The 19,961-nt window shown below is 66.4% G+C and carries 18 protein-coding genes and 1 riboswitch; of the genes, 8 read left to right on the top strand and 10 right to left on the bottom strand.

What is annotated here, in order from left to right; translation table 11 throughout:
• Positions 1 to 63: 63 nt before the first annotated feature.
• From ACUCV3_RS04975 to ACUCV3_RS04945, 7 genes are all read left to right on the top strand, one after another.
• Positions 64 to 348, top strand: a complete 285-nt coding sequence (locus ACUCV3_RS04975; RefSeq protein WP_279729246.1) for a hypothetical protein — start codon at positions 64 to 66, stop codon at positions 346 to 348.
• A gap of 99 nt (positions 349 to 447) precedes the next feature.
• Positions 448 to 548, top strand: a riboswitch (glycine riboswitch).
• 176 nt (positions 549 to 724) lie between these two features.
• The gene (gene gcvT / locus ACUCV3_RS04970; protein WP_279729245.1) at positions 725 to 1,888 is read left to right on the top strand and encodes a glycine cleavage system aminomethyltransferase GcvT; all 1,164 of its coding nucleotides are present in this window, start codon (positions 725 to 727) and stop codon (positions 1,886 to 1,888) included.
• A gap of 26 nt (positions 1,889 to 1,914) precedes the next feature.
• On the top strand, positions 1,915 to 2,286 hold the full coding sequence (gene gcvH / locus ACUCV3_RS04965) for a glycine cleavage system protein GcvH (protein ID WP_004207946.1): 372 nt from the start codon (positions 1,915 to 1,917) through the stop codon (positions 2,284 to 2,286).
• A 152-nt stretch (positions 2,287 to 2,438) separates the two neighbouring features.
• Entirely contained in the window at positions 2,439 to 3,797 is a 1,359-nt protein-coding gene (gene gcvPA, locus ACUCV3_RS04960; RefSeq protein WP_279729244.1) for an aminomethyl-transferring glycine dehydrogenase subunit GcvPA, read from the top strand.
• Complete coding sequence (gcvPB, locus tag ACUCV3_RS04955) at positions 3,794 to 5,365, top strand: aminomethyl-transferring glycine dehydrogenase subunit GcvPB (RefSeq protein WP_010336294.1); 1,572 nt, start codon at positions 3,794 to 3,796, stop codon at positions 5,363 to 5,365. Before gcvPA ends, gcvPB begins: the two co-directional genes overlap by 4 nt.
• Before the next feature lie 73 nt (positions 5,366 to 5,438).
• Positions 5,439 to 6,083: a DUF938 domain-containing protein gene (locus ACUCV3_RS04950; protein WP_279729243.1), complete on the top strand. Its 645-nt coding sequence runs from the start codon at positions 5,439 to 5,441 to the stop codon at positions 6,081 to 6,083.
• A 76-nt stretch (positions 6,084 to 6,159) separates the two neighbouring features.
• Complete coding sequence (locus ACUCV3_RS04945) at positions 6,160 to 7,041, top strand: hypothetical protein (RefSeq protein ID WP_279729242.1); 882 nt, start codon at positions 6,160 to 6,162, stop codon at positions 7,039 to 7,041.
• Here ACUCV3_RS04945 and ACUCV3_RS04940 read toward each other — a convergent pair.
• From ACUCV3_RS04940 to ACUCV3_RS04905, 8 genes are all read right to left on the bottom strand, one after another.
• Complete coding sequence (locus ACUCV3_RS04940; protein ID WP_482240399.1) at positions 6,998 to 8,989, bottom strand: ATP-binding protein; 1,992 nt, start codon at positions 8,987 to 8,989, stop codon at positions 6,998 to 7,000. The genes ACUCV3_RS04945 and ACUCV3_RS04940 overlap by 44 nt on opposite strands.
• Before the next feature lie 122 nt (positions 8,990 to 9,111).
• Positions 9,112 to 10,344: a serine palmitoyltransferase gene (gene spt, locus ACUCV3_RS04935; protein WP_010336299.1), complete on the bottom strand. Its 1,233-nt coding sequence runs from the start codon at positions 10,342 to 10,344 to the stop codon at positions 9,112 to 9,114.
• A gap of 134 nt (positions 10,345 to 10,478) precedes the next feature.
• Positions 10,479 to 10,724: an acyl carrier protein gene (locus ACUCV3_RS04930; protein WP_279729241.1), complete on the bottom strand. Its 246-nt coding sequence runs from the start codon at positions 10,722 to 10,724 to the stop codon at positions 10,479 to 10,481.
• Between the two features lie 164 nt (positions 10,725 to 10,888).
• Entirely contained in the window at positions 10,889 to 11,167 is a 279-nt protein-coding gene (locus ACUCV3_RS04925; RefSeq protein WP_004207936.1) for an ETC complex I subunit, read from the bottom strand.
• A 56-nt stretch (positions 11,168 to 11,223) separates the two neighbouring features.
• Positions 11,224 to 13,674, bottom strand: coding sequence for an ATP-dependent helicase HrpB (gene hrpB / locus ACUCV3_RS04920; protein WP_279729240.1), 2,451 nt, complete (start codon positions 13,672 to 13,674; stop codon positions 11,224 to 11,226).
• Positions 13,675 to 13,945: 271 nt separating this feature from the next.
• The gene (locus ACUCV3_RS04915; RefSeq protein WP_287428923.1) at positions 13,946 to 15,406 is read right to left on the bottom strand and encodes an arylsulfatase; all 1,461 of its coding nucleotides are present in this window, start codon (positions 15,404 to 15,406) and stop codon (positions 13,946 to 13,948) included.
• Positions 15,407 to 15,523: 117 nt separating this feature from the next.
• Positions 15,524 to 16,303: a TSUP family transporter gene (locus ACUCV3_RS04910; RefSeq protein ID WP_048937467.1), complete on the bottom strand. Its 780-nt coding sequence runs from the start codon at positions 16,301 to 16,303 to the stop codon at positions 15,524 to 15,526.
• 206 nt (positions 16,304 to 16,509) lie between these two features.
• The gene (locus ACUCV3_RS04905) at positions 16,510 to 17,535 is read right to left on the bottom strand and encodes a polyprenyl synthetase family protein (RefSeq protein ID WP_004207933.1); all 1,026 of its coding nucleotides are present in this window, start codon (positions 17,533 to 17,535) and stop codon (positions 16,510 to 16,512) included.
• Between the two features lie 161 nt (positions 17,536 to 17,696).
• Between ACUCV3_RS04905 and ACUCV3_RS04900 the strand changes: the two genes are divergently transcribed.
• Positions 17,697 to 17,975 carry a chorismate mutase gene (locus ACUCV3_RS04900; RefSeq protein ID WP_004207932.1) on the top strand — a complete coding sequence of 93 codons (279 nt, stop codon included), beginning with the start codon at positions 17,697 to 17,699 and terminating at the stop codon, positions 17,973 to 17,975.
• A gap of 6 nt (positions 17,976 to 17,981) precedes the next feature.
• Here the strand turns inward: ACUCV3_RS04900 and ACUCV3_RS04895 are convergent, their stop codons facing one another.
• Both ACUCV3_RS04895 and ACUCV3_RS04890 read right to left on the bottom strand, forming a co-directional pair.
• A complete protein-coding gene (locus ACUCV3_RS04895) occupies positions 17,982 to 18,956 on the bottom strand; it encodes a cupin-like domain-containing protein (RefSeq protein WP_482240398.1) in 975 nt (324 codons plus the stop codon).
• A gap of 72 nt (positions 18,957 to 19,028) precedes the next feature.
• On the bottom strand, positions 19,029 to 19,931 hold the full coding sequence (locus ACUCV3_RS04890; protein ID WP_279729250.1) for a DMT family transporter: 903 nt from the start codon (positions 19,929 to 19,931) through the stop codon (positions 19,029 to 19,031).
• Between the last annotated feature and the right edge of the window lie 30 nt (positions 19,932 to 19,961).

Here is a 19,961-nt window from a genome sequence, read left to right as displayed (position 1 = left end):
GAAACGCTGCGTTGGCGTTCCGCCGGCTGGTCCGGTCGTCGCGCGGGCTTTATCTCTCTGCCCATGACACTGCATCCCCAGATCGCGGCCTTTGCCGCCCAGCTTGACGATCTTTCCCGCCTGTTGCGGGCGCAGGGCGCGCGGCCCTGGGCGGATCGGATCGACCTCATTCAGCGCGCCGTCGCGGACTCGAACTATGCCGGCGTCACCCGCTTCCTGGCCATGTTCGAGGGGGAGAGCGGCTTTGCCGAGCTGACCCTGGCGGATGAAGCGGTCGATGCGACGCTATCTCAATGTCGGGCAGCGGCGTTGGCGATGGCGCAGCGGTTGGCGCGCGAGGAAGGCTGATCCGGCTGCAACCTGCGTCCCTGCGACATTTGCCCGATTGACGCCGCCCGCGCTTTGGGCAAATGCGTGGGGCGTCTCCGGTGCCGAGGATTCGGCAGCGGGCACGATGCGGGAGAGCATGGGCGCCTTTCAGGCTTGAGCCCGTCGCCGAAGGAGCAACCGCCCCGGAATCTCTCAGGCCAAAGGACCGCATCGCGCGTAGATACTCTGGAAAGCGGATGGCCCCGTGCCGTCCCACCGAAGGGGTAAGCCAGCCGGTCCCAGGCCGCTGGTCAAAGCTCTCAGGTTCCGTGACAGAGGGGGTGGCATGCCGGAAGCGCCGATTCGTCGGCTGCGTTGGCCTGTCGCCGCATCCCTCCTACGGAAAGGTCTTGCCATGACCGCCACTGACGACGTCGCCGCCCTCGAAGCGGAACTGCCCCTCGAAGCCCTGCCGCTGGACGCCTGGCACCGTGCCAAGGGCGCGCGCATGGTCGGCTTCGCCGGCTATCACATGCCGATCCAGTATGAAGGCATCATGGCCGAACATAGCTGGACCCGCGAACATGCCGGGCTGTTCGACGTCAGCCATATGGGCCAGCTGACCTTTTCCGACGAGACCGGCGGCGCCAGCGTCGACGCGGCGCTCGAAACCCTGCTGCCCAGCGATATCAAGGGGCTGAAGCCCTTCCGCCAGCGTTATTCGATGCTGCTCGATCAGGAAGGCGGCATCCTCGACGACCTGATGGTCTCGCGTCCCGGCGACGGTGCATTCGAAGGCGCGGCGATCTACATGGTCGTCAATGGCGCGACCAAATATGACGATATCGGCTGGATGATCGAGCATCTGCCCGACGACGTCACCATGAACCATATGGCCGATCAGGCGCTGCTGGCGCTGCAGGGCCCCGAAGCGGGCGAGGCGATGGCCGCGCTCATCCCGGAAACCGCCGACCTCATCTTCATGCAGTCCGGTCCCTTCACTTGGCGCGGCGTGCCGCTGTGGATCAGCCGGTCTGGCTATACCGGCGAGGATGGCTTTGAAATCAGCGTGCCGGGTGATTCCGTCGCGCTGCTGGCCGATGCGCTGTGCGCGCTGCCGCAGGTCAAGCCGATCGGCCTTGGCGCGCGCGATTCCCTGCGTCTGGAAGCCGGCCTGCCGCTCTATGGCCATGACCTGTCGCCCGCCGTCAGCACCATCGGCGCGGACCTGGGCTTTGCCATCCAGAAGCGCCGCCGCGAGGAAGGTGGCTTCATCGGCCATGCCCGCGTGATGAAGGAGCTGGCCGAAGGCCCCGGTTCCAAGCGCGTCGGCCTGAAGATCGAAGGCCGCCTGCCGGCCCGCGAAGGCGCGCAAATCTACGCCGGCGACGTGCTGGTGGGCGAAGTCACCTCGGGCGGCTTCGCGCCGAGCGTGGGCGCGCCGATCGCCATGGGCTGGGTCAGCCTGCCTTATTCCGCGCTCGACACCGCGCTGGAGATCGAGGTGCGCGGCAAGCGGATTGCAGCGGCGGTTGCGCCGATGCCGTTCGTTCCGCATCGTTATCGCCGCAAGGCCTGAATTACCGCTTTTCGAGGAGAGCAAGCATGAGCCGCTATTTCACCGACGAACATGAATGGATCGACGTTGCAGGCGACATCGCCACCGTCGGCATCACCGATTATGCGCAGGAACAGCTGGGCGACATCGTGTTCGTCGAACTGCCCGCCGAAGGCACGACCTTCGAAAAGGGTGACGACGCCGCTGTCGTGGAATCGGTCAAGGCCGCGTCCGACGTCTATGCCCCGATCTCGGGCGAAGTCGTCGAAGCCAATGGCGCGCTGGAAGACGAGCCGGCGCTGGTCAACAGCGATGCCGAGGAAGATGGCTGGTTCTTCAAGCTGCGCATTGCTGATGCGAGCGAGCTGGAAGGCCTGATGAACGAAGCCGCCTACAAGAAGTTCGTGGCGAGCCTCTGATCCGATAATCGCCCCTCCCTTTCAAGGGAGGGGTTGGGGTGGGTGGCGAGCGAAGCGAGCCTTGCAACCTGGCCTCAGGCGTTGCCGGCGATTGCTGCGCAATCGCACCCACCCCCGGCCCCTCCCTAAAAGGGAGGGGAGTGGAGAAATACATGCGCTACCTACCCCTTACCGACACCGACCGGCAGGAAATGCTGTCCGTCATCGGCGCCGAGACGATCGACGACCTGTTCATCGACGTCCCCGCCGAAGCCCGCCTGAGCGGCACCATCGCCGGCCTGCCCGATCATGCCAGCGAGCTGGCGGTCGAGCGCCATATGGGCGCGCTCGCTCGCAAGAATCTGTCGGCAGGGGAAGCGCCCTTCTTCCTGGGCGCCGGCGCCTACAAGCATCATGTCCCCGCCAGCGTCGATCATCTGATCCAGCGCGGCGAGTTCCTGACCGCCTACACGCCCTATCAGCCGGAAATCGCGCAGGGCACGCTGCAGGTGCTGTTCGAGTTCCAGACCCAGGTCGCCCGCCTGCTGGGCGTGGATGTCGCCAACGCCTCCATGTATGACGGCTCGACCGCCTGCTGGGAAGCGATCGGCATGGCCCGCCGCATCACCAAGCGCGGCAAGGCGCTGCTGTCGTCCGGCCTGCACCCCCATTATGTCTCGGTCGCCAACACCATGGCGAAGTTCACCGGCGACGCGCTGGTGCATCAGGCGCCGACGCTGGACGCCGCGACCGGCATCGACGCGCTGATCGCATCGATCGACAAGGATACGTCCTGCGTCGTCGTCCAGTATCCCGACATCCTCGGCCGCATCGCCGACCTGACCCCGCTGGCCGAAGCGGCGCACGCCGCCGGCGCGCTGCTGGTCGCGGTCGTGACGGAACCCGTCGCTCTGGGCGCGATCAAGGCACCGGGCCATATGGGCGCGGACATCGTCGTGGGCGAAGGCCAGTCGATCGGCGTCGGCCTCCAGTTCGGCGGTCCCTATCTGGGCCTGTTCGGCTGCAAGCAGAAATATGTCCGCCAGATGCCGGGCCGCCTGTGCGGCGAGACGGTCGATGCGGCCGGCAAGCGCGGCTTCGTGCTGACGCTTTCCACCCGCGAGCAGCATATCCGCCGCGAAAAGGCGACGTCGAACATCTGCACCAACTCGGGCCTGTGCGCGCTGGCGTTCAGCATCCACATGACCCTGCTGGGCGAGAAGGGCCTGCGTGAGCTGGCGACCCTGAACCACGGCCTGGCCGTGCAGGCTGCCGATCGTCTGGCCAAGGTGCCGGGCGTGACCCTGCTCAATGACGGCTTCTTCAACGAATTCACGCTGGTCCTGACCAAGGATGCGCGCGACGTCGTCCGCAACCTCGCCGACAAGGGCGTGCTGGCCGGCGTCTCGCTCGGCCGCCTGTTCCCGGACGCGCCGGAGATCGGCAACGGCCTGGTCGTCGCCGTGACCGAGACTGTCACGCCGGAGGATATCGAAACCCTTGCCGCAGCGCTTGAGGAGGAACTGGCATGACCATGTTGAAGGAAGGTCGCCCGACCACCCCGCAGGCCGTTGCGCAGGAGCATATGGCCCCGGAAACCGCCACCGGCAATCGCGCGCTGATGCTGGAGGAAAAGCTGATCTTCGAGATCGGCTCGACCGACACCACCGGTGTCGATTTCGCCGACGCGCCCAAGGTGGCCAGCCGCCTTGGTTCGCTGGCCCGCACCGACAGCATCGGCCTGCCCGGCCTGTCGGAGCAGGAAACGGTGCGCCACTACACCCGCCTGTCGCGCCAGAACTACGCCATCGATCTTGGCCTGTTCCCGCTCGGCAGCTGCACCATGAAGCATAACCCGCGCCTCAATGAAAAGGTCGCGCGGATGCCCGGTTTCGCCGACATCCATCCGCTCCAGCCGCAGTCGACGGTGCAGGGCGCGCTGGCCGTCATCCATGAACTGGCCGCCTGGCTGGTGACGCTGACCGGCATGCACTCGGTCGCGATGTCGCCCAAGGCGGGCGCCCATGGCGAACTGTGCGGCCTGCTGGCGATCCGCGCCGCGCTCGAAGCGCGTGGCGACGCCCGCAGCGTCATCCTGGTGCCCGAAAGCGCCCATGGCACCAACCCGGCGACGGCCGCCTTCTGCGGCTACAAGGTCGAGGATATCCCCGCGACCCCGGATGGCCGTGTTGACCTGGAAGCCTTGAAGGCCCGTCTGGGACCGGACGTTGCGGCGGTGATGATCACCAACCCCAACACCTGCGGCCTGTTCGAGCGCGACATGAAGACCATCTCCGACGCGGTCCATGCCGCCGGGGCCTTCGTCTATTGCGACGGCGCGAACTTCAACGCCATCGTCGGTCGGGTCCGCCCCGGCGACCTGGGCGTCGACGCCATGCACATCAACCTGCACAAGACCTTCTCGACGCCCCATGGCGGCGGTGGTCCCGGTTCCGGTCCGGTCGTGTTGTCGGAAGCGCTCACGCCCTTCGCGCCGCTCCCCTTCGTGGAAAAGCAGGGCGACAAGTTCGTGCTGGTCGAAGAGGAAACGGCGGAGGATCACCACGCCCAGACCTTTGGCCGCATGGTCGCCTTCCATGGCCAGATGGGCATGTTCACCCGCGCGCTGACCTATATCCTCAGCCACGGCGCCGACGGCCTGCGCCAGGTCGCGAGCGATGCGGTGCTGAACGCCAATTACATCCTGCGCAGCCTGGATGACGTGCTCGACGCGCCCTTCGGTGCGGCTGGCCCGTGCATGCATGAGGCACTGTTCAGCGACAAGGGGCTGGCCGAAGGCTTCACGACGCTGGATATCGCCAAGGGCCTGATCGACGAAGGCTTCCACCCGATGACCATGTATTTCCCGCTGGTCGTCCATGGCGCGATGCTGGTCGAACCGACCGAGACCGAAAGCAAGGCGGCGCTGGACCAGTTCATCATGGCGCTGCGCAGCCTGGCCGAACGGGCCAAGGCGGGTGACGAGGCGCTGAAGGGCGCGCCCTATCACGCCCCGCGCCGTCGCCTCGACGAGACGCTGGCCGCACGCAAGCCGGTGCTGACCTGGTCCGAACCGGACCTGGCGGTCGCCGCCGAATAAGCCGGACGCAAAGGGCGGTGGAGGATCTCCACCGCCCTTTTTGCATCGGCCGGCTACAGACAAGGATTTGTCCATGACACAGGATGCCCCCGCACCCTGGACGCCGCAGGGCGACGGCCCCGATCCGCGCCGCCATGCCCCCGCGACGCTGCGCAACCGCGATGCGATCGCGGCTGTCCTGCGGAACGAACTGCCCGATGCCGGGCTGGTGCTGGAAGTGGCGAGCGGCAGCGGCGAACATGTCGTCCACTTCGCCGTCACCTTCCCCGCGCTCGATTGGCAGCCCAGTGATCCCGATCCCGCGGCGCTGGCCTCGATCGCGGCGCTGCGCGGCGACGCCAATCTGCCCAATCTGCGCGCGCCGCTGCTGATCGACGCGGCGAGCGCCGACTGGCCGATCGATGCGGCCGACGCGCTCCTGTGCATCAACATGGTGCATATCAGCCCCTGGGCGGCGACGCTGGGGCTGCTGGCGCATGGCGCGCGATTGCTGGCGCCGGGGGCGCCGCTGATCCTCTATGGCCCCTATGTCGAGGATGATGTGCCGACCGCCCCCTCCAATCTGGCGTTCGACCGATCGCTGAAGGATCGCAACCCGCAATGGGGCCTGCGGACCCTGACCGATGTCGACCGGGCGGCGGCCGATGTCGGGTTCGGCCGCACCCGGCGGGTGGCGATGCCGGCCAATAATCTGATGCTGGTCTATCGTCGGGGATAGGGTGCATATGGTCGTCCGCGCATGATCCGCGCAAGACGCTTCCACCGGGCGGGATCAGGCTCTAAAGCGCTTGGCGATGACCAACAGCCTGTTCTCGCTCGTCGCTGCCGAACTGTCCGCGCCGGCCGATCCGCGCGCGGCCGCCATGGCGGGGGCGCTGGCGGCGAAATATCCCGGTGCGGCACGGGCGGTGCTCTTCTACGGCTCCTGCCTGCGCGAGGCCAATCTCGACGGGCTGATGCTCGATTTCTACCTGATCGTCTCCGATTATGAGGCGGCCTATGGCAAGGGCTGGCTGGCGCGCGCCAACCGGGCGATCCCGCCCAATGTGTTTCCGTTCGAACATGGCGGCCTGATCGCCAAATATGCCGTGCTGTCGGAGGCTGATTTTGCCCGGCTGAACAGCATGAAGGCGGATAATGTCTCGGTCTGGGCGCGCTTTGCCCAGCCGTCCCGGCTGCTATGGTCGGCGGATGATCTGGCGCGCCAGCGCGCGCTGGCGGCTGTGGCGCAGGCCGCGCCGACTCTGTTGTCGCTCGCCCGGCCGATGGCGGATGGGCAGGGCGATGACCCCGTGGCGCTGTGGAAGACCGGCTTCACCCTCACCTATAACGCCGAATTGCGGGCGGAGAAGACAGGGCGCTCGCTCTCGATCGTCGATGCCGATCCCGACCGCTATCGCCGCTTCGGCGCGGCGGCGCTGGCCGAGGGACTGCCGCCGTCGCCCGACCATGCGGACAAGGTCTGGCGCGGGCTGCAGCGGCGCGGCAAATATCTGTCGGTGGTGCGCCTCGCCAAGGCGAGCTTCACCTATGCCGGCGGGATCGATTATCTGGCGTGGAAGATCAACCGCCATGCCGGCACCGCAATCGAGATCAAGCCCTGGCAGCGGCGCTGGCCGCTGCTGGGCGCGGTCACTCTGCTGCCGCGGCTGTTCCTGGGTGGTTCGATCCGCTGAGCGCGTTCGACAGAGCGAGGCCCAGGGCATTGAGCGTGTAGGGCTTGCGCAGCACTTCATGCCCCCGGAAATCGTCGCTGTCGGTCGCATCGCCGGTGAAACCGGTGACGAACAGCACCGGCAGATGGCGCATATGGGCGGGCAGGGTGCGGATCATTTCCGGCCCGGTCATGTCGGGCATCAGCACGTCGCTCATGATCAGGCCGATATCGGCATTGTTGCTGAGCAGCTTGGCCGCCTTGCTGGGATGGTCGCAGGCGATCGGCAGATGGCCGAGTTCGGCTAGCGCCGCCATGGTCTGGTTCAGCACGCGCGGATCATCCTCCACCACCAGGATGCGGGTAGGGGGATGGAGCGTGTGCAGCTGCTCGCTCGCCGGGGCCTCTGCCGCGGCCTCCTGCTCGGTCAGGATGCGGCGCGGCAGGTAGATATGGACGCTGGTGCCGGTGCCCAGTTCGGATTCGATGCGGATTTCGCCCTGGCTCTGGCGCACGAAGCCGAAAATCTGGCTGAGGCCAAGGCCGGTGCCCTTGCCGACCGGCTTGGTGGTGAAGAAGGGCTCGAACACGCGGGCGGCCACCTCGGCCGTCATGCCGCAGCCATTGTCGGTGACGCTGACGGTGACATAGTCGCCGGCCGGGCATTCGCCGATCTGGTTGGCGGCAAGCTGTGCCTGGCCGGTCGAGATGGTCAGCTTGCCCCGGCCCTCCATCGCGTCGCGGGCGTTGACGCACAGGTTGAGGAGGGCGTTTTCCATCTGATGCTGGTCGACGAAGATGCGCCAGCCGCTTGCCTTGTGGGCGAAGCTGACGATGATCTGGTCGCCGATCGTGCGGTCGACCAGATCGGCCATGCCGCGCAGCAGGCTGTCGGGATCGACAGCATTGGGCAGCAGCGGTTCGGAACGGGCAAAGGCGAGCAGGCGGCGGGTCAGCGCGGCGGCGCGGTTGGCGCCTTCCATCGCATTGTCGAGATGATGGCCGGCCTCGGCCGGTTTCAGCCGCAGCTTGCGCTTGGCCAGCTCCAGCCCGCCGACGACGACCGCCAGCATATTGTTGAAGTCATGGGCGATGCCACCGGTCAACTGGCCGACCGCGTCCATCTTCTGCATCTGGCGCAGATTATCCTCGGCGGCGGCGCGCTCGGCGGATTCGCGCTTCAACTGCTCATAGGCGTCCGACAATTCGCTGGTGCGGGCGGAAACTGCCTCTTCCAGCCGGTCGGCGCGTTCCGCCTCCATATCCGCCATGCGGCGCGCGTTGCGCCGTTCGGTATAGGCCGCATTGACCAGCCACAGCGCGAACAGCACGCAGACCAGCAGGGCGAGGCCGACCATACGCGATGTCTTGCCGACCAGTTCGGTGCGGTCGCCCGCCAGGCTGACGGCCAGGCTGCGTTCGCGCAGCCGCGCATTTTCGGCCTGGATCACCAGATCGATCAGCGCCGTCAGCCGCTTGATATCCTGCGATCGCCCGGCCTGATGGAATTGCGCCAGTGCGCCCATCTTCTGGTCATAGGTGGTGCGCAGGCCGATTTCGCTCAGCGTCTTGCCGCGCTGTTCGAAGGCGAACTGGAGCGCGCGGACATTGCCGCGCTGCCAGTCGGACTTGCGGGTGGCATAGGTCAGCGACTTGAGCTGGCTGGCGGCGGTGCGCCACTGGTCTTGGAACAGGCGGCCGGTGTCGGGGTCGAGGCTGATGACATAGCGGGCCAGCGTCACTTCGGCGCGGGCGGTCTTGGCCTCGAAGGCGCGGGCGAGCGCCATGATTTCCCAGCTGCGCTGCTGTTCGGCAAGCGCGCGCTGGTGATCGCGCGAGGCGCTGCTGGCGCTGTAGAGCAGGGCGCCGAGCGATCCGATCAGCAATATGCCAAGGACCAGGGGCATGTAGCGCCGCGCCGCGGCGCGCCAGCCCCAGTCCTGTTCATCGATCACTTCGCGTTCCGCCATATACCGTTACACTAACCGAACTATGTTAACCGCGCGAATATGCAGGTTAGATGGTTCCGCTGCTGTAGCAGATTCTATCGCAGGAAATACCCGGTCGATCGTCGGAGTGTCGAAAAGCGCGATCAGTTGATCGCGCCGGTGGCCTTGCCGGCGGTTTCGAACATGGCGATGATCTGTTCGACCTGCTCGTCGCTATGTTCGGCGCAGAGCGAGCAGCGCAGCAGGAAGGTGCCGGCCGGGGTTGCCGGCGGGCGCGCCATGTTGACGTAGAGGCCCAGCTCCAGCAGCGTCTGCCACATCGCCACCGCCTGCATCTGGTCGGTCAGGATGACGGCGATGATCGCCGACTGCGGCGTCGCGCTGCCCAGCTTGAAGCCGAGGTCGGTGAGGCCCTTGTGCAGGCGCTGGCTGTTCTTCCACAGATGCGCGCGCTTCTCGCCGGCGTGCATCAGCTTGCGGATGCTGGTCGCGGCGGTGGCGACGACGCTGGGCGGCAGCGAGGCGGTGAAGACATAGGGGCGGCAGACGAGGCGCAGGATTTCGAACTTGGGATGGTTCGAGACGCAGAAGCCGCCGACGGTGCCGACCGACTTGGAGAAGGTGCCGACCACGAAGTCGATCTCGCCCTCGACGCCCTGTTCCTCATAGGCGCCACGGCCGTTGGGGCCGAAAAAGCCCATGCCATGGGCCTCGTCGCACAGGATCATGCAATTGGGGTGCTTGCGGATCGCGGCGACCATTTCGGGCAGCGGGGCGACGTCGCCCAGCATCGAATAGACGCCTTCCAGCACGACCAGCTTCAGCGCGTCGGCGGGCAGGCGGCCCAGGCGTTTGTCCAGATCCTCGACGCTGTTGTGGCGGAAGCGGACGATTTCCGCATTGCCCATGGCGCAGCCGTCATAGATGGAGGCATGGCTGTCGGCGTCGAGCACGACATAATCGCCCTTGCCCGCGAGGGTGGAGATGATGCCCAGGTTAGCCTGATAGCCGGTCGAGAAGACCATGGCGCCCGACGTGCCGTAGAACTCCTTGAGCGCGTCCTCGACTTCCTTATGGCCCTGATAGGTGCCGTTGAGGACGCGGCTGCCGGTGGTGCCGGCGCCGAACTCGTCCAGCGCCTTCTTGCCGGCTTCGACCACATCCGGGTCGAAGGTCATGCCCATATAATTATAGGTGCCGAGCAGGATGGTTTCCTTGCCCTTGATGATCGCGCGGGTGGGCGAGAGCACCTGGTCCATGACGATCGCATAGGGATCGCGCACGCCCGTCGCCAGCAGCGCCTCGCGCTCGTTGATCAGCGGATCGAACTTGGAGAAGAGATCGCGGGTTTCGGTAGCGATGGCGGCGTCGGTCATAATATCCAAAGTCCCTTAACCGTTCGAGCTGAGCGAAGTCGAAGCTCTGTGCCGAGCGGAGCCGAGGCTCCCTGCTTCACCTTCGCTCAGCAACGCCCTTCGACTTCGCTCAGGGCGAACGGCAAAAATCTAAATCAGGCGGCCTTGAGCTTGGCGACCGCGTCGACCAGCTGGCCCACGGTCTCGATCTCGGCCTGCATGTTCATGGTGATGATGATGTCGAACTCGTCCTCGATGGCGGCGACGAAATCCATCACGGTCAGGCTGTCCCATTCCAGGTCGCCGGCAAAGGTGGTGGCTTCGGTCAGATCGACGCCCTTCTTGTTGAAGGGGGCGATCTGCGCTGCGACGCTGTCGAAAATCTCGCTGCGATCGGTCATTATCTCTTCAATCTTTCCATGAAAGCACGGCTTTTGCCGCCTCACGCCGCTCTTTGGCAAGCGAATAAGGCGTCAATCGGGCAGCATCTGGGGCAAAATGCCTTGTTCGCGGCGCGCCGTGTCGCGCCGCGCTCTGCTATTCCAGCCCCGCAAGGGCGGGAGGGTCAGCGGAAATTGTCGGCGTAGGCCTGAATTTTCAGCGTCTTGGGCGGGGTCGCGATGACGGTGTAGGCGATCTTCTCGCGCTCGGCATAGGCGACGGCGGCGTCCTGCGAGGAGAAGCTGAGCTTCAGCTGCTGCTTGGTGTCGCCCGAGCCGGCCCAGCCGGTCAGCGGATCGGCCTTCTTCGCTTCGGCGGGCGCATATTCCAGCACCCACTTGTGAGTCAGCGCCTTGCCGGACTGGAGGGCGTTCTTCTGGATCTGGTAAATGCGCGCGGTCATCGCGATGAAACTCCGTAAAATCGTCATTGTGCGTTGCACCAGCGGTCGCCGTGAAGTCAAGAGTTGCGGCGCGCATCCGCATTTTTGGTGCGCAATGTGGCATTGGCGCTCGCCGGATCGTCGGGCCAGGGGTGGCGGGGATAGCGACCACGCATTTCCTTCGCCACGTCGCGCCAGTTGCCGGCCCAGAAGCCGGGCAGGTCGCGCGTCGTCTGGATCGGCCGGCCGGCGGGGGAGGTGAGCGAGAGGACCAGCGGGATGCGCTGGTTGCCGACGGTCGGATGCTGCGACAGGCCGAACAGCGCCTGCACCCGCAATTCCACGCGCGGGCCGCCCTCGGCCGCATAGTCGATCGCATGGGTGGAACCGGCGGGCGAACGGAAATCGGGTGGGGCGAGCCGGTCGAGCTGCTGCTTGCCATCCCAGCCGATCAGCGTTTCGAGCACGCCCGATAGTTGCGATCGATCGATGTCGGACAGACGGCGTTTGCCCGCCAGCAGCGGCGGCAGCCACTCGTCCAGCGTGTCGATCAGGGCGGCGTCGGACAGCGCCTCGATCCCGGCAAAGTCCGCCCGCATCCGCAGCGATTGCGCCGCCTCCGACCAGGGGAGGAGGGCAAGGCCGCCCTGCCGCACGCCATCGAGCAGTGCGGCAGCCACCGCGTCGGGGTCGGGCCGGTCATCGGAGCCGGAGGACAGGCGCACCGCGCCCAGCCGCCGCTCCCGCAGCGCCTCTATCCCGCCATTGGCAGGGCGGAACTTCACCGTGCGATGCTCGGCGATGCGCTCGCCGAACAAGGCGATCACCTCCGCCTCGCCGATCGGGGCGGCCGACAGGATGCGCGCGCCGGCGGCGCTGCCCTGCACTTCGCCCACCGCCAGCCAGGTTTCGCTGGCCAGCGGCGAGAGCGGATCGAGCCGGAAGCCGCGCCCGCCCACGCTGGCCCAGTCTGCGCCATCGGCGGAGCGGCGCTTGGCGACGCGATCGGGAAAGGCAAGGGCAAGGCAGAGGCCGACATCGTGCAGTCCGCCCTCTGCGGGTGGCTGGGCATCGACCAGTCGCGTCCAGCGCTTCGCCAATCCCCGTCCGGCTTCGGCCCGCTTGCCGCCCTCGCGGCGCCAGCGCTGGAGCCGCAAAGTGAGGTCGGTATCCTGCCCGCCAAGGCCGCGTTCGCCCAGCAATACTGCGATCTCGGCGGCGGTGCGGGCAAGGCCGCGCTCACCGGCGCGCACCAGCATATGGGCGATGCGCGGCGCCAGCGGCAGGGTGGCGAGCGCCTTGCCATGGGCCGTGATGCGGCCATCGGCGTCGAGCGCCTCCAGGGCGGTCAGTCGCTTGGCGGCCTCGGCGACGGCAGCGGTGGGCGGCGCGTCGAGCCAGCGCAGGCTGGCCGGATCGCTGACGCCCCAGAGTGCGCAGTCGAGCAGCAGGCTGGAAAGATCGCTTTCCAATATTTCGGGCGGGTCGAAGGGCGGCATGCCCGCGGTCGCCGCCGCTTCCCACAGGCGATAGGCGACACCCGGCCGCTGGCGCGCGGCGCGGCCGGCGCGCTGGGTGGCGGACGCCTGGCTGGCGCGCTCGGTGACGAGGCGGGTGACGCCGGCGGCACGGTCGTAACGCGGGCGGCGGGCCAGGCCGCTGTCGACGACGATGCGGACGCCATCGATGGTCAGGCTGGTCTCGGCGATCGAGGTGGCGAGGATTACCTTGCGCCGCCCTTCGCGCGAGGGGCGGATGGCGGCGCGCTGGGCCGCCGGATCGAGCGAGCCGTGCAACATGTGGACCTCGAACGCGCCACCCTCGATCCGTTCGGCGGTGCGCTCGATTTCCCGGACGCCGGGCAGGAAGGCGAGCAGGTCGCCCTGCGTTTCTTCCTCCAGCGCGCGGCGGATGGCGGCGGCCATCTCATCCTCGATCCGCTTTTCGGCATGGCGGCCGATATGGCGCAACTCCAGCGGCTGGATCTTGCCCTCGCTCTCGATCACCGGTGCGCCATCGAGCAGGGTGGAGAAACGCGCGCCGTCGAGCGTGGCCGACATCGGCAGGATGCGCAGGTCCGGGCGCAGCGCCGCCTGCGCATCGAGCGCCAGCGCCAGGCCAAAGTCGCTGTCCAGGCTGCGCTCATGCACTTCGTCGAACAGCACGGCGGACACGCCCGTCAGTTCGGGATCATCCTGGATGCGGCGGACGAAGATGCCTTCGGTCAGCACCAGCAGCCGCGTTTTCGCGCTGACCTTGCTGTCCATCCGCGTCGCATAGCCGACCGTGCCGCCGGGCTGTTCGCCCAGCATCTCGGCAATCCGCTCGGCCGCGGCGCGAGCGGCAAGGCGGCGCGGCGACAGCAGCAGCACCTGCCCCTCGCACCAGGGCTGGTCGAGCAGCGCCGGCGCCACCGCCGTCGTCTTGCCCGCACCCGGCGGCGCCACCAGCACCGCATTGCTGCCCACGCGCAGGGCGGCGAGCAGGTCGGGCAGGACGGCATGGATCGGCAGGGCAGGGGCGGTCATGGCCGTTCCTCTGACGCCAATGCGCCGCGACCACAAGTCGGCTGTGCGGCTATCGTGCCGGCGGCCTGGGCCTGGAACAGCAGAGCACGTCTACGATGATCCAGTGGTCGGCGAATTTCCCGATGGGGGAATGGTCATGACCTGGAGCGTCGGGAAGGGAGGGCTGTGGTCCCGAGCGATGTTGTGCCGGTCGGGGCGGACGGCACGGCAAGCGCTTCCTGTTCAAAAGGCAAAGGGGCTGCCGCAGGCTTGTCTGCGGCAGCCCCTGACTTCAATCCTGCGCTGCGTGTTCCTTGAACTTCTCGATCAGCTTGGAAAAGTCGCCCGACATGGCCTCCTGCCGTGGCGGGAACTCCTGGAAGGTCATGACATGCCTCGTCATGAAGTCGATGATCGGCAACAATACCCAGCCCTTATGTTCGGCCAGCTTGCGATTGACGTCGCCCCATTGCCGCTCGAACGGGTCCATCAGGATGTTGGTGATCATCGGTCGCCCGAGATGGACAAGGGGGTTATCCCACTTGCCTTCCATCTTGGCTGCGATCGTCACCTTCCATGGGCCGTAGCGGACCGCCGTCAGGTTGGTTTCGTCATAATAGAAATAATGTTTGCGGGCCGACGGCCCCTTGCCGGTGAACAGCGCGGTCTGGTCATAGCCGTCGAGATGCACCTTGTAGGTCTTGCCGTCATGCTCGACCCCGGCCTTCAGCTTCTTGTCGATGTCCGGCATGCCGACCAGCGCCGCGAAGGTCATGAAGAAATCTTCCATCGCGACGATTTCGGGGCTGACCTGCCCGGCCGGAATCTTGCCCGGATAGCGGATGACGCAGGGGACACGCACGCCGCCTTCCCAGGTCGTGCCCTTGTCGCCGCGGAACGGTGACGTGCCGCCTTCGGGCCACATATATTGATATGCGCCATTGTCGGTGGTGTAGACGACGATCGTGTCCTCGACGATGCCGAGGTCCTCCAGCTTGGCTAGAAGCTGGCCGACATGGCCATCATGTTCGGCAAGGCCGTCGCCATAAATGTCGGCCTCGGACGCCCGCGAGACACCCTTGCGCTCATCAAGCATATGCGTGAACACATGCATGCGGCTGGCGCAGTGCCAGATGAAGAAGGGCTTGTCCGCCTTCACCTGCCGCTCCATGAAATCGGACGACTTGGCGACGATTTCGTCATCGATCGTCTTCATCCGTTCCGTTGTCAGCTGGCCCTCATCCTTGGTCGGGCCGTCCGCGGTTCCCGACACGATGCCGCGCACGCCCCATTTCTGTTCGAATTCCTTGGTCTGCGGGCGATCGGGATCTTCCGGATCTTCATTGGCATTGAGGTGATAGAGATTGCCGAAAAACTCGTCGAAACCATGGCGATGGGGCAGATGCTCCTCGCGATCGCCCAGATGGTTCTTGCCGAACTGCGCCGTGGCATAGCCTGCCATTTTCATGATTTGGGCGATTGTGGGGTCTTTTTCCGACATGCCCTGCGGCGCGCCGGCGCAGCCAACAGTCGTCAGGCCCGTGCGCGCCGGCATCTGTCCCGTGATGAACGCCGCGCGCCCGGCCGTGCAGGATGGCTGGGCATAGAAGGACGTCAGGCGGATGCCTTCATGGCCGATCCGGTCGATGTTGGGCGTGGCCACCCCCATCGTGTCGCCGCCAAAGGAACTGATGTTCCAGTAACCGATGTCATCCCCGAAAATGACCAGGATGTTGGGTTGCTTCTTCGCCATGCCGAGTCTCCGATCCTGATGGATGGACGGGAGGCTAGCGGCGAGCGGGCCGCGACGCTGCATGGGGATAATCCCGAGAAGCGGCGGGGACATCCCCTATGCCCGGAGAAGGGGGGGCTAGCCGAACAGATAGATGTGGATCGGGTTCTTCGGATCGAGCAGCATCTTGGTCGTCAGCGCCAGCGACATGATGATGAGCAGCGGCTTGATCAGCTTCGAGCCGAACCGCATGGCAAGGTGCGATCCGATCTGGCCGCCGGTGATCGATCCGACCGCCATGGCGAGGCCCGCGATCCAGATGACATGGCCACCCGCCACCATGGTCAGCAATCCCGCGACATTGGACGCAAAATTGGCCGCCTTGGTTTGGGCGGTGGCGCGCAGCAGTGACAGGCCGCCCAGCGCGATGAAGATGGTGGTGTAGAAGGCGCCGGCGCCCGGTCCGAAAAAGCCGTCATAGAAGCCGACCACGCCGATCATGCCGGACAGGCCCCACATGCCGACGCGGGCATGGCGATCGGCATCGCTGAGCTTGGGCGAGAAGGTGAAATAGGCCGCCATCGCGATCAGCAGCGCGGGCATCAGCCCGGCCAGGATCGACGGATCGACCCGTTGCAGCAGCCAGGCGCCGCCGATCGACCCGATGAAGGCGGCGATCACCGGCCCCTTGTAGGTTTTGAGGTCCATATGGCCGCGCCGGGCATAGGCGACGCAGGCGCCGAAGGTGCCAAGGCAGCTTTGCAGCTTGTTGGTGGCGACCGCCGGCACTGGCGGTACGCCGGCGGCGAGCAATGCGGGCAGGGCGATGAGGCCGCCGCCGCCGGCCATCGCGTCGATGCAGCCGGCCATGAAGGCGGCGGCCATGAGGAAGGCGATGGTTTCGGGGGACAGGATCACGATATTACCCCGTTCGGGCTGAGCGACGTCGAAGCCCGCACCAGAGCGAAGCGAAGGAACTTCGCCTGTGGCTCAGTTCTGCCCTTCGACTTCGCTCAGGGCGAACGGATATTGGAAGGGGAAACGAGCGAAACCGTTCATTCCCTCAACTTATGGCTTGCCGCATGTTCCGGGGCAGCGGACTTAAAATCCGCTTCGGAAATGCGTCAGTACGCCCGTGCTATCGCGAATTCGACCGCTTCGGTAAGGGCCGCTTTGGCCTTGCCGGCATCGAACATGCCCAGCGCATCGATCGCGCGCTGGCCATAATGGCGGGCGCGGGCCAGCGTGTCGGCAATCGCGCCGGTCTGGCGCAGCAACTGCGTGGCGTGGGCCAGATCCTCGTCGCTGATGCGATGGCCCGAGATCGCGGCCTTCCAGAAGGCCTTGTCCTCGTCCGAGCCGCGGGCATAGGCGAGGATCACCGGCAGCGTGACCTTGCCATCGCGGAAATCGTCGCCGGCATCCTTGCCCATGGTGGCGCCGTCCGATTCATAGTCGATCGCGTCGTCGATCAGCTGGAAGGCGATGCCAAGATTGCGGCCATAGACGTCGAGCGCATGTTCCTCCGCCTCGCTGCGGTCGGCGACCACGGCGGAAATGCGGCAGGCGGCGGCGAACAAAGCGGCGGTCTTGGCGCCGATGATGTCGAGATATTGTTCTTCGCTGGTGTCGATCTTGCGCTGGGCGGTCAGCTGGTTGACCTCGCCCTCGGCGATGATCGCCGATGCGCCCGACAGGATCTTGAGCACCTTGAGCGACTCGGCCTCGACCATCAGCTCGAACGAGCGGGAGAAGAGGAAGTCGCCGACCAGCACGGAGGCGCTGTTGCCCCAGATGATATTGGCGGTCTTGCGGCCGCGGCGCAGGCCCGATCCGTCGACGACATCGTCATGCAGCAGCGTGGCAGTGTGGATGAATTCGACCGATGCGGCCAGCTTGTAATGGCGCGATCCGGCATAGCCGACCAGGTCGGCGCAGGCGAGCGTCAGCATTGGCCGCAGCCGCTTGCCGCCGCCGGCGATCAGATGGCCGGCCAGTTCCGGGATCAGCGGGATGCGCGACTGCATCCGGTCCAGGATCACGCTGTTCACCTGGTTCATGCCATCGGCGACGAGCGCCATGATGGGAGCGAGCGAAGGGGCGCTGGTGCGGCCGATCGGGTGGACGTTGCCGGGGGAGGATGCAGTCATGACAAGCGTCCTCTGGCGGGGCAAAAAGCAGATGGCAAGCGGGAATAGCTTGCCTGCGCGGCGCAATGGCGCAAAAAGCGCGCCGGACGATTGATTGACGCATCGCAGTAACGGAAAAGCCACGCCTTTTCCCGCCGCGATGCCGCTGTGGAGAATGCCAGGTGGACGAGACTTTGAAGCGCTATCGCGAGAGCATCGACAATATCGACGCGGCGCTCGTCTTCATGCTGGCGGAACGGTTCAAGGTCACCCAGGCCGTCGGCGAGTATAAAGCGACCCACGACCTGCCGCCGGCCGATCCGGGCCGGGAGGAACGCCAGATTTCGCGCCTGCGCCAGCTCGCGCTCGACGCCAATCTCGATCCCGACTTCACCGAAAAGTTCCTGCGCTTCATCATCGACGAGGTGATCCGCCATCATGAGCGGCTGCGGGAGGGATAAGAGGCTTTAATCCTTCGGATAATTTTCATGGCCCGCATTGGACCAGTGGAAATGCGTGTAGGTCAGCATGGTCGAGAAGCTTTCCGACCGGACCTGATGCCACCAGCCGATCGGGATGAAGAGCAGGTCGCCCGGCGTCAGGCGCACTTCGTAGCGCAGCACGTCGCGGGCGCGCGGGTATCGAGCCAGCCGCGCCGGATCGGTCAGGTCGCCGACATCGCTGAAGACATGGCGGTTATGCGCCAGCCGGCCGGTCTGCGACGGCGGCACCAGGATGACATGTTTGGTGCCCGTGACCTGCGCCAGCAGATTGTTGGTGAGGTCGAAATGCAGCGGGGTGAAGGCGCCCGCGCCGCCGATCCAGAGCATGCCGGGCGTCAGCGCCAGATAGGCGTCGGGATGGCCGAGATCGGCCTGGAGCGGCGCGAGGGCCGGGCCGTTCGCCGCGCTGTTATAGGCGGTCAGATAGGCGTCATTGCCGCCGTCGCGCACCAGGTCGATGAACTGGCGAAAGGGCGCGCGGCGCTTGTGCCGGTCCTTGGCCAGCTCATAGTCGGCGGCCTGTGCGCGGCCGCCCTGATATTCGATTTCCGCCCCGCCAATGGCATCGGCCAGATAGTCCGGCGTCCATTTCACGCGGGCGGGCCAGCGCTCCATCGCACCCTTGATCAGGACCGGGCGGCCGGGCGCATAGAAATTGTGGAGGAAATCCTCGCCCGACAGCGCGTCGGCGGTCAGCAGGCCGGAGGCGTAGGGGGACAGGGCGCGCTGCTGTTCCATCACGTTCAACAACCAGTCGCGCCGCTTGAGCGCAAGGGCGCTGTCGTCGCGGGGCGCTGGCGCCGGCTTGGGCGGCACATGGGGCATGGCATTGGCGGACGGCGCGCCAAAGCCGACCTGGCGCAGGGTCATCTGCATCTGCATGTCCGCTGCCTGCGAGAGGATCGAGGGAAGCGGCGGGGTGCGGCCGGATTTGCTCATGACCCGCCCTAGCGCGCGATCATGACCGCCATGTTGCAGGATGTGACAAACCTGTGACGGCGCGGTGGCGGCTCAGGCCGGCTCCACCACCTCGGTCCGCTTGGGCTGCGACCGACCGAGCAGCACGCCGCCCAGCGCCAGCGCGAAGCCGGCGATCTGCACCGGGCCGAGCTTCTCGCCGAACAGCAGCCAGGCCTCGACTGCGGCAAGCGGCGGCACCAGCAGCAGCAGCATCGACATGCGCGTCGGCCCCTGGGTGCGCACCAGCCAGACCAGCAGCGACAGGCCGGCGGCCGACAGGCCCAGCACCGACCAACTGAGGCCGATCCACATCATCGGGCTATTGTCCCAGCGCCATTCGCCCACGATCAGGGTAGCGGCGATCGCCACCAGCGCGCCGCCGGCATTCTGCACCGCGCCCGACACCCAGATCGGATCGCCGCCGATCGTGCCGAGCTGGATCAGCGTGCCGCCGGTCATCGCCAGCACCGCGACAATGCCGGCAACGGCGGGGATCAGGGTGATCGCGCCCGCACCCGACTTGGCGATCGCCGGCATCAGCACGCAGCCGACACCCAGGATGGCGATGGCAAGGCCGCTCCAGGCGCGCGCGGGCAAGCGCTCGCCCAGGATCGCGACGCTGGCGACCGCGACCATCAGCGGCTGGGTCGCGCCCAGCAGCGACATGATGCCGGCCGGCATGCCATGGCTGACCGCCCACCAGCTGAGCGTGAGGTAAAGGCCGTGCAGCATCGCGCCCGCCGCCAGATGCAGCCCCAATTGCCGGCCGCGCGGCCAGGGCTGGCGGCCATGCAGCGCCAGCGCACCCAGAAGTAGCGCCGTCAGGCACAGGCGCGCGGCCAGGATCAGCTCGGGTGCGCCGTGGGGCACCATCGCGCGGGCGACGATGAAACCGGTGGACCAGATCAGGACGAACAACAGGGATGCGATAATGCCGAACATGGCGCAGCCCATGGCCGATGCGCGCGCGCCTGTCGACCCGGC

The organism is Sphingobium sp. VMM (assembly GCF_056790315.1).
The sequence above is the reverse complement of the archived record's forward strand: the minus strand, read 5'-3'. Positions and strand labels throughout refer to the sequence as shown.

Bases quoted from the DNA above. Each gene is read 5' to 3' on its own strand.
- ACUCV3_RS04975 (WP_279729246.1), top strand. From the start codon at position 64: ATGACACTGCATCCCCAGATCGCGGCCTTTGCCGCCCAGCTTGACGAT.
- gcvT (WP_279729245.1), top strand. From the start codon at position 725: ATGACCGCCACTGACGACGTCGCCGCCCTCGAAGCGGAACTGCCCCTC.
- gcvH (WP_004207946.1), top strand. From the start codon at position 1,915: ATGAGCCGCTATTTCACCGACGAACATGAATGGATCGACGTTGCAGGC.
- gcvPA (WP_279729244.1), top strand. From the start codon at position 2,439: ATGCGCTACCTACCCCTTACCGACACCGACCGGCAGGAAATGCTGTCC.
- gcvPB (WP_010336294.1), top strand. From the start codon at position 3,794: ATGACCATGTTGAAGGAAGGTCGCCCGACCACCCCGCAGGCCGTTGCG.
- ACUCV3_RS04950 (WP_279729243.1), top strand. From the start codon at position 5,439: ATGACACAGGATGCCCCCGCACCCTGGACGCCGCAGGGCGACGGCCCC.
- ACUCV3_RS04945 (WP_279729242.1), top strand. From the start codon at position 6,160: ATGACCAACAGCCTGTTCTCGCTCGTCGCTGCCGAACTGTCCGCGCCG.
- ACUCV3_RS04940 (WP_482240399.1), bottom strand. From the start codon at position 8,989: ATGGCGGAACGCGAAGTGATCGATGAACAGGACTGGGGCTGGCGCGCC.
- spt (WP_010336299.1), bottom strand. From the start codon at position 10,344: ATGACCGACGCCGCCATCGCTACCGAAACCCGCGATCTCTTCTCCAAG.
- ACUCV3_RS04930 (WP_279729241.1), bottom strand. From the start codon at position 10,724: ATGACCGATCGCAGCGAGATTTTCGACAGCGTCGCAGCGCAGATCGCC.
- ACUCV3_RS04925 (WP_004207936.1), bottom strand. From the start codon at position 11,167: ATGACCGCGCGCATTTACCAGATCCAGAAGAACGCCCTCCAGTCCGGC.
- hrpB (WP_279729240.1), bottom strand. From the start codon at position 13,674: ATGACCGCCCCTGCCCTGCCGATCCATGCCGTCCTGCCCGACCTGCTC.
- ACUCV3_RS04915 (WP_287428923.1), bottom strand. From the start codon at position 15,406: ATGGCGAAGAAGCAACCCAACATCCTGGTCATTTTCGGGGATGACATC.
- ACUCV3_RS04905 (WP_004207933.1), bottom strand. From the start codon at position 17,535: ATGACTGCATCCTCCCCCGGCAACGTCCACCCGATCGGCCGCACCAGC.
- ACUCV3_RS04895 (WP_482240398.1), bottom strand. From the start codon at position 18,956: ATGAGCAAATCCGGCCGCACCCCGCCGCTTCCCTCGATCCTCTCGCAG.
- ACUCV3_RS04890 (WP_279729250.1), bottom strand. From the start codon at position 19,931: ATGGGCTGCGCCATGTTCGGCATTATCGCATCCCTGTTGTTCGTCCTG.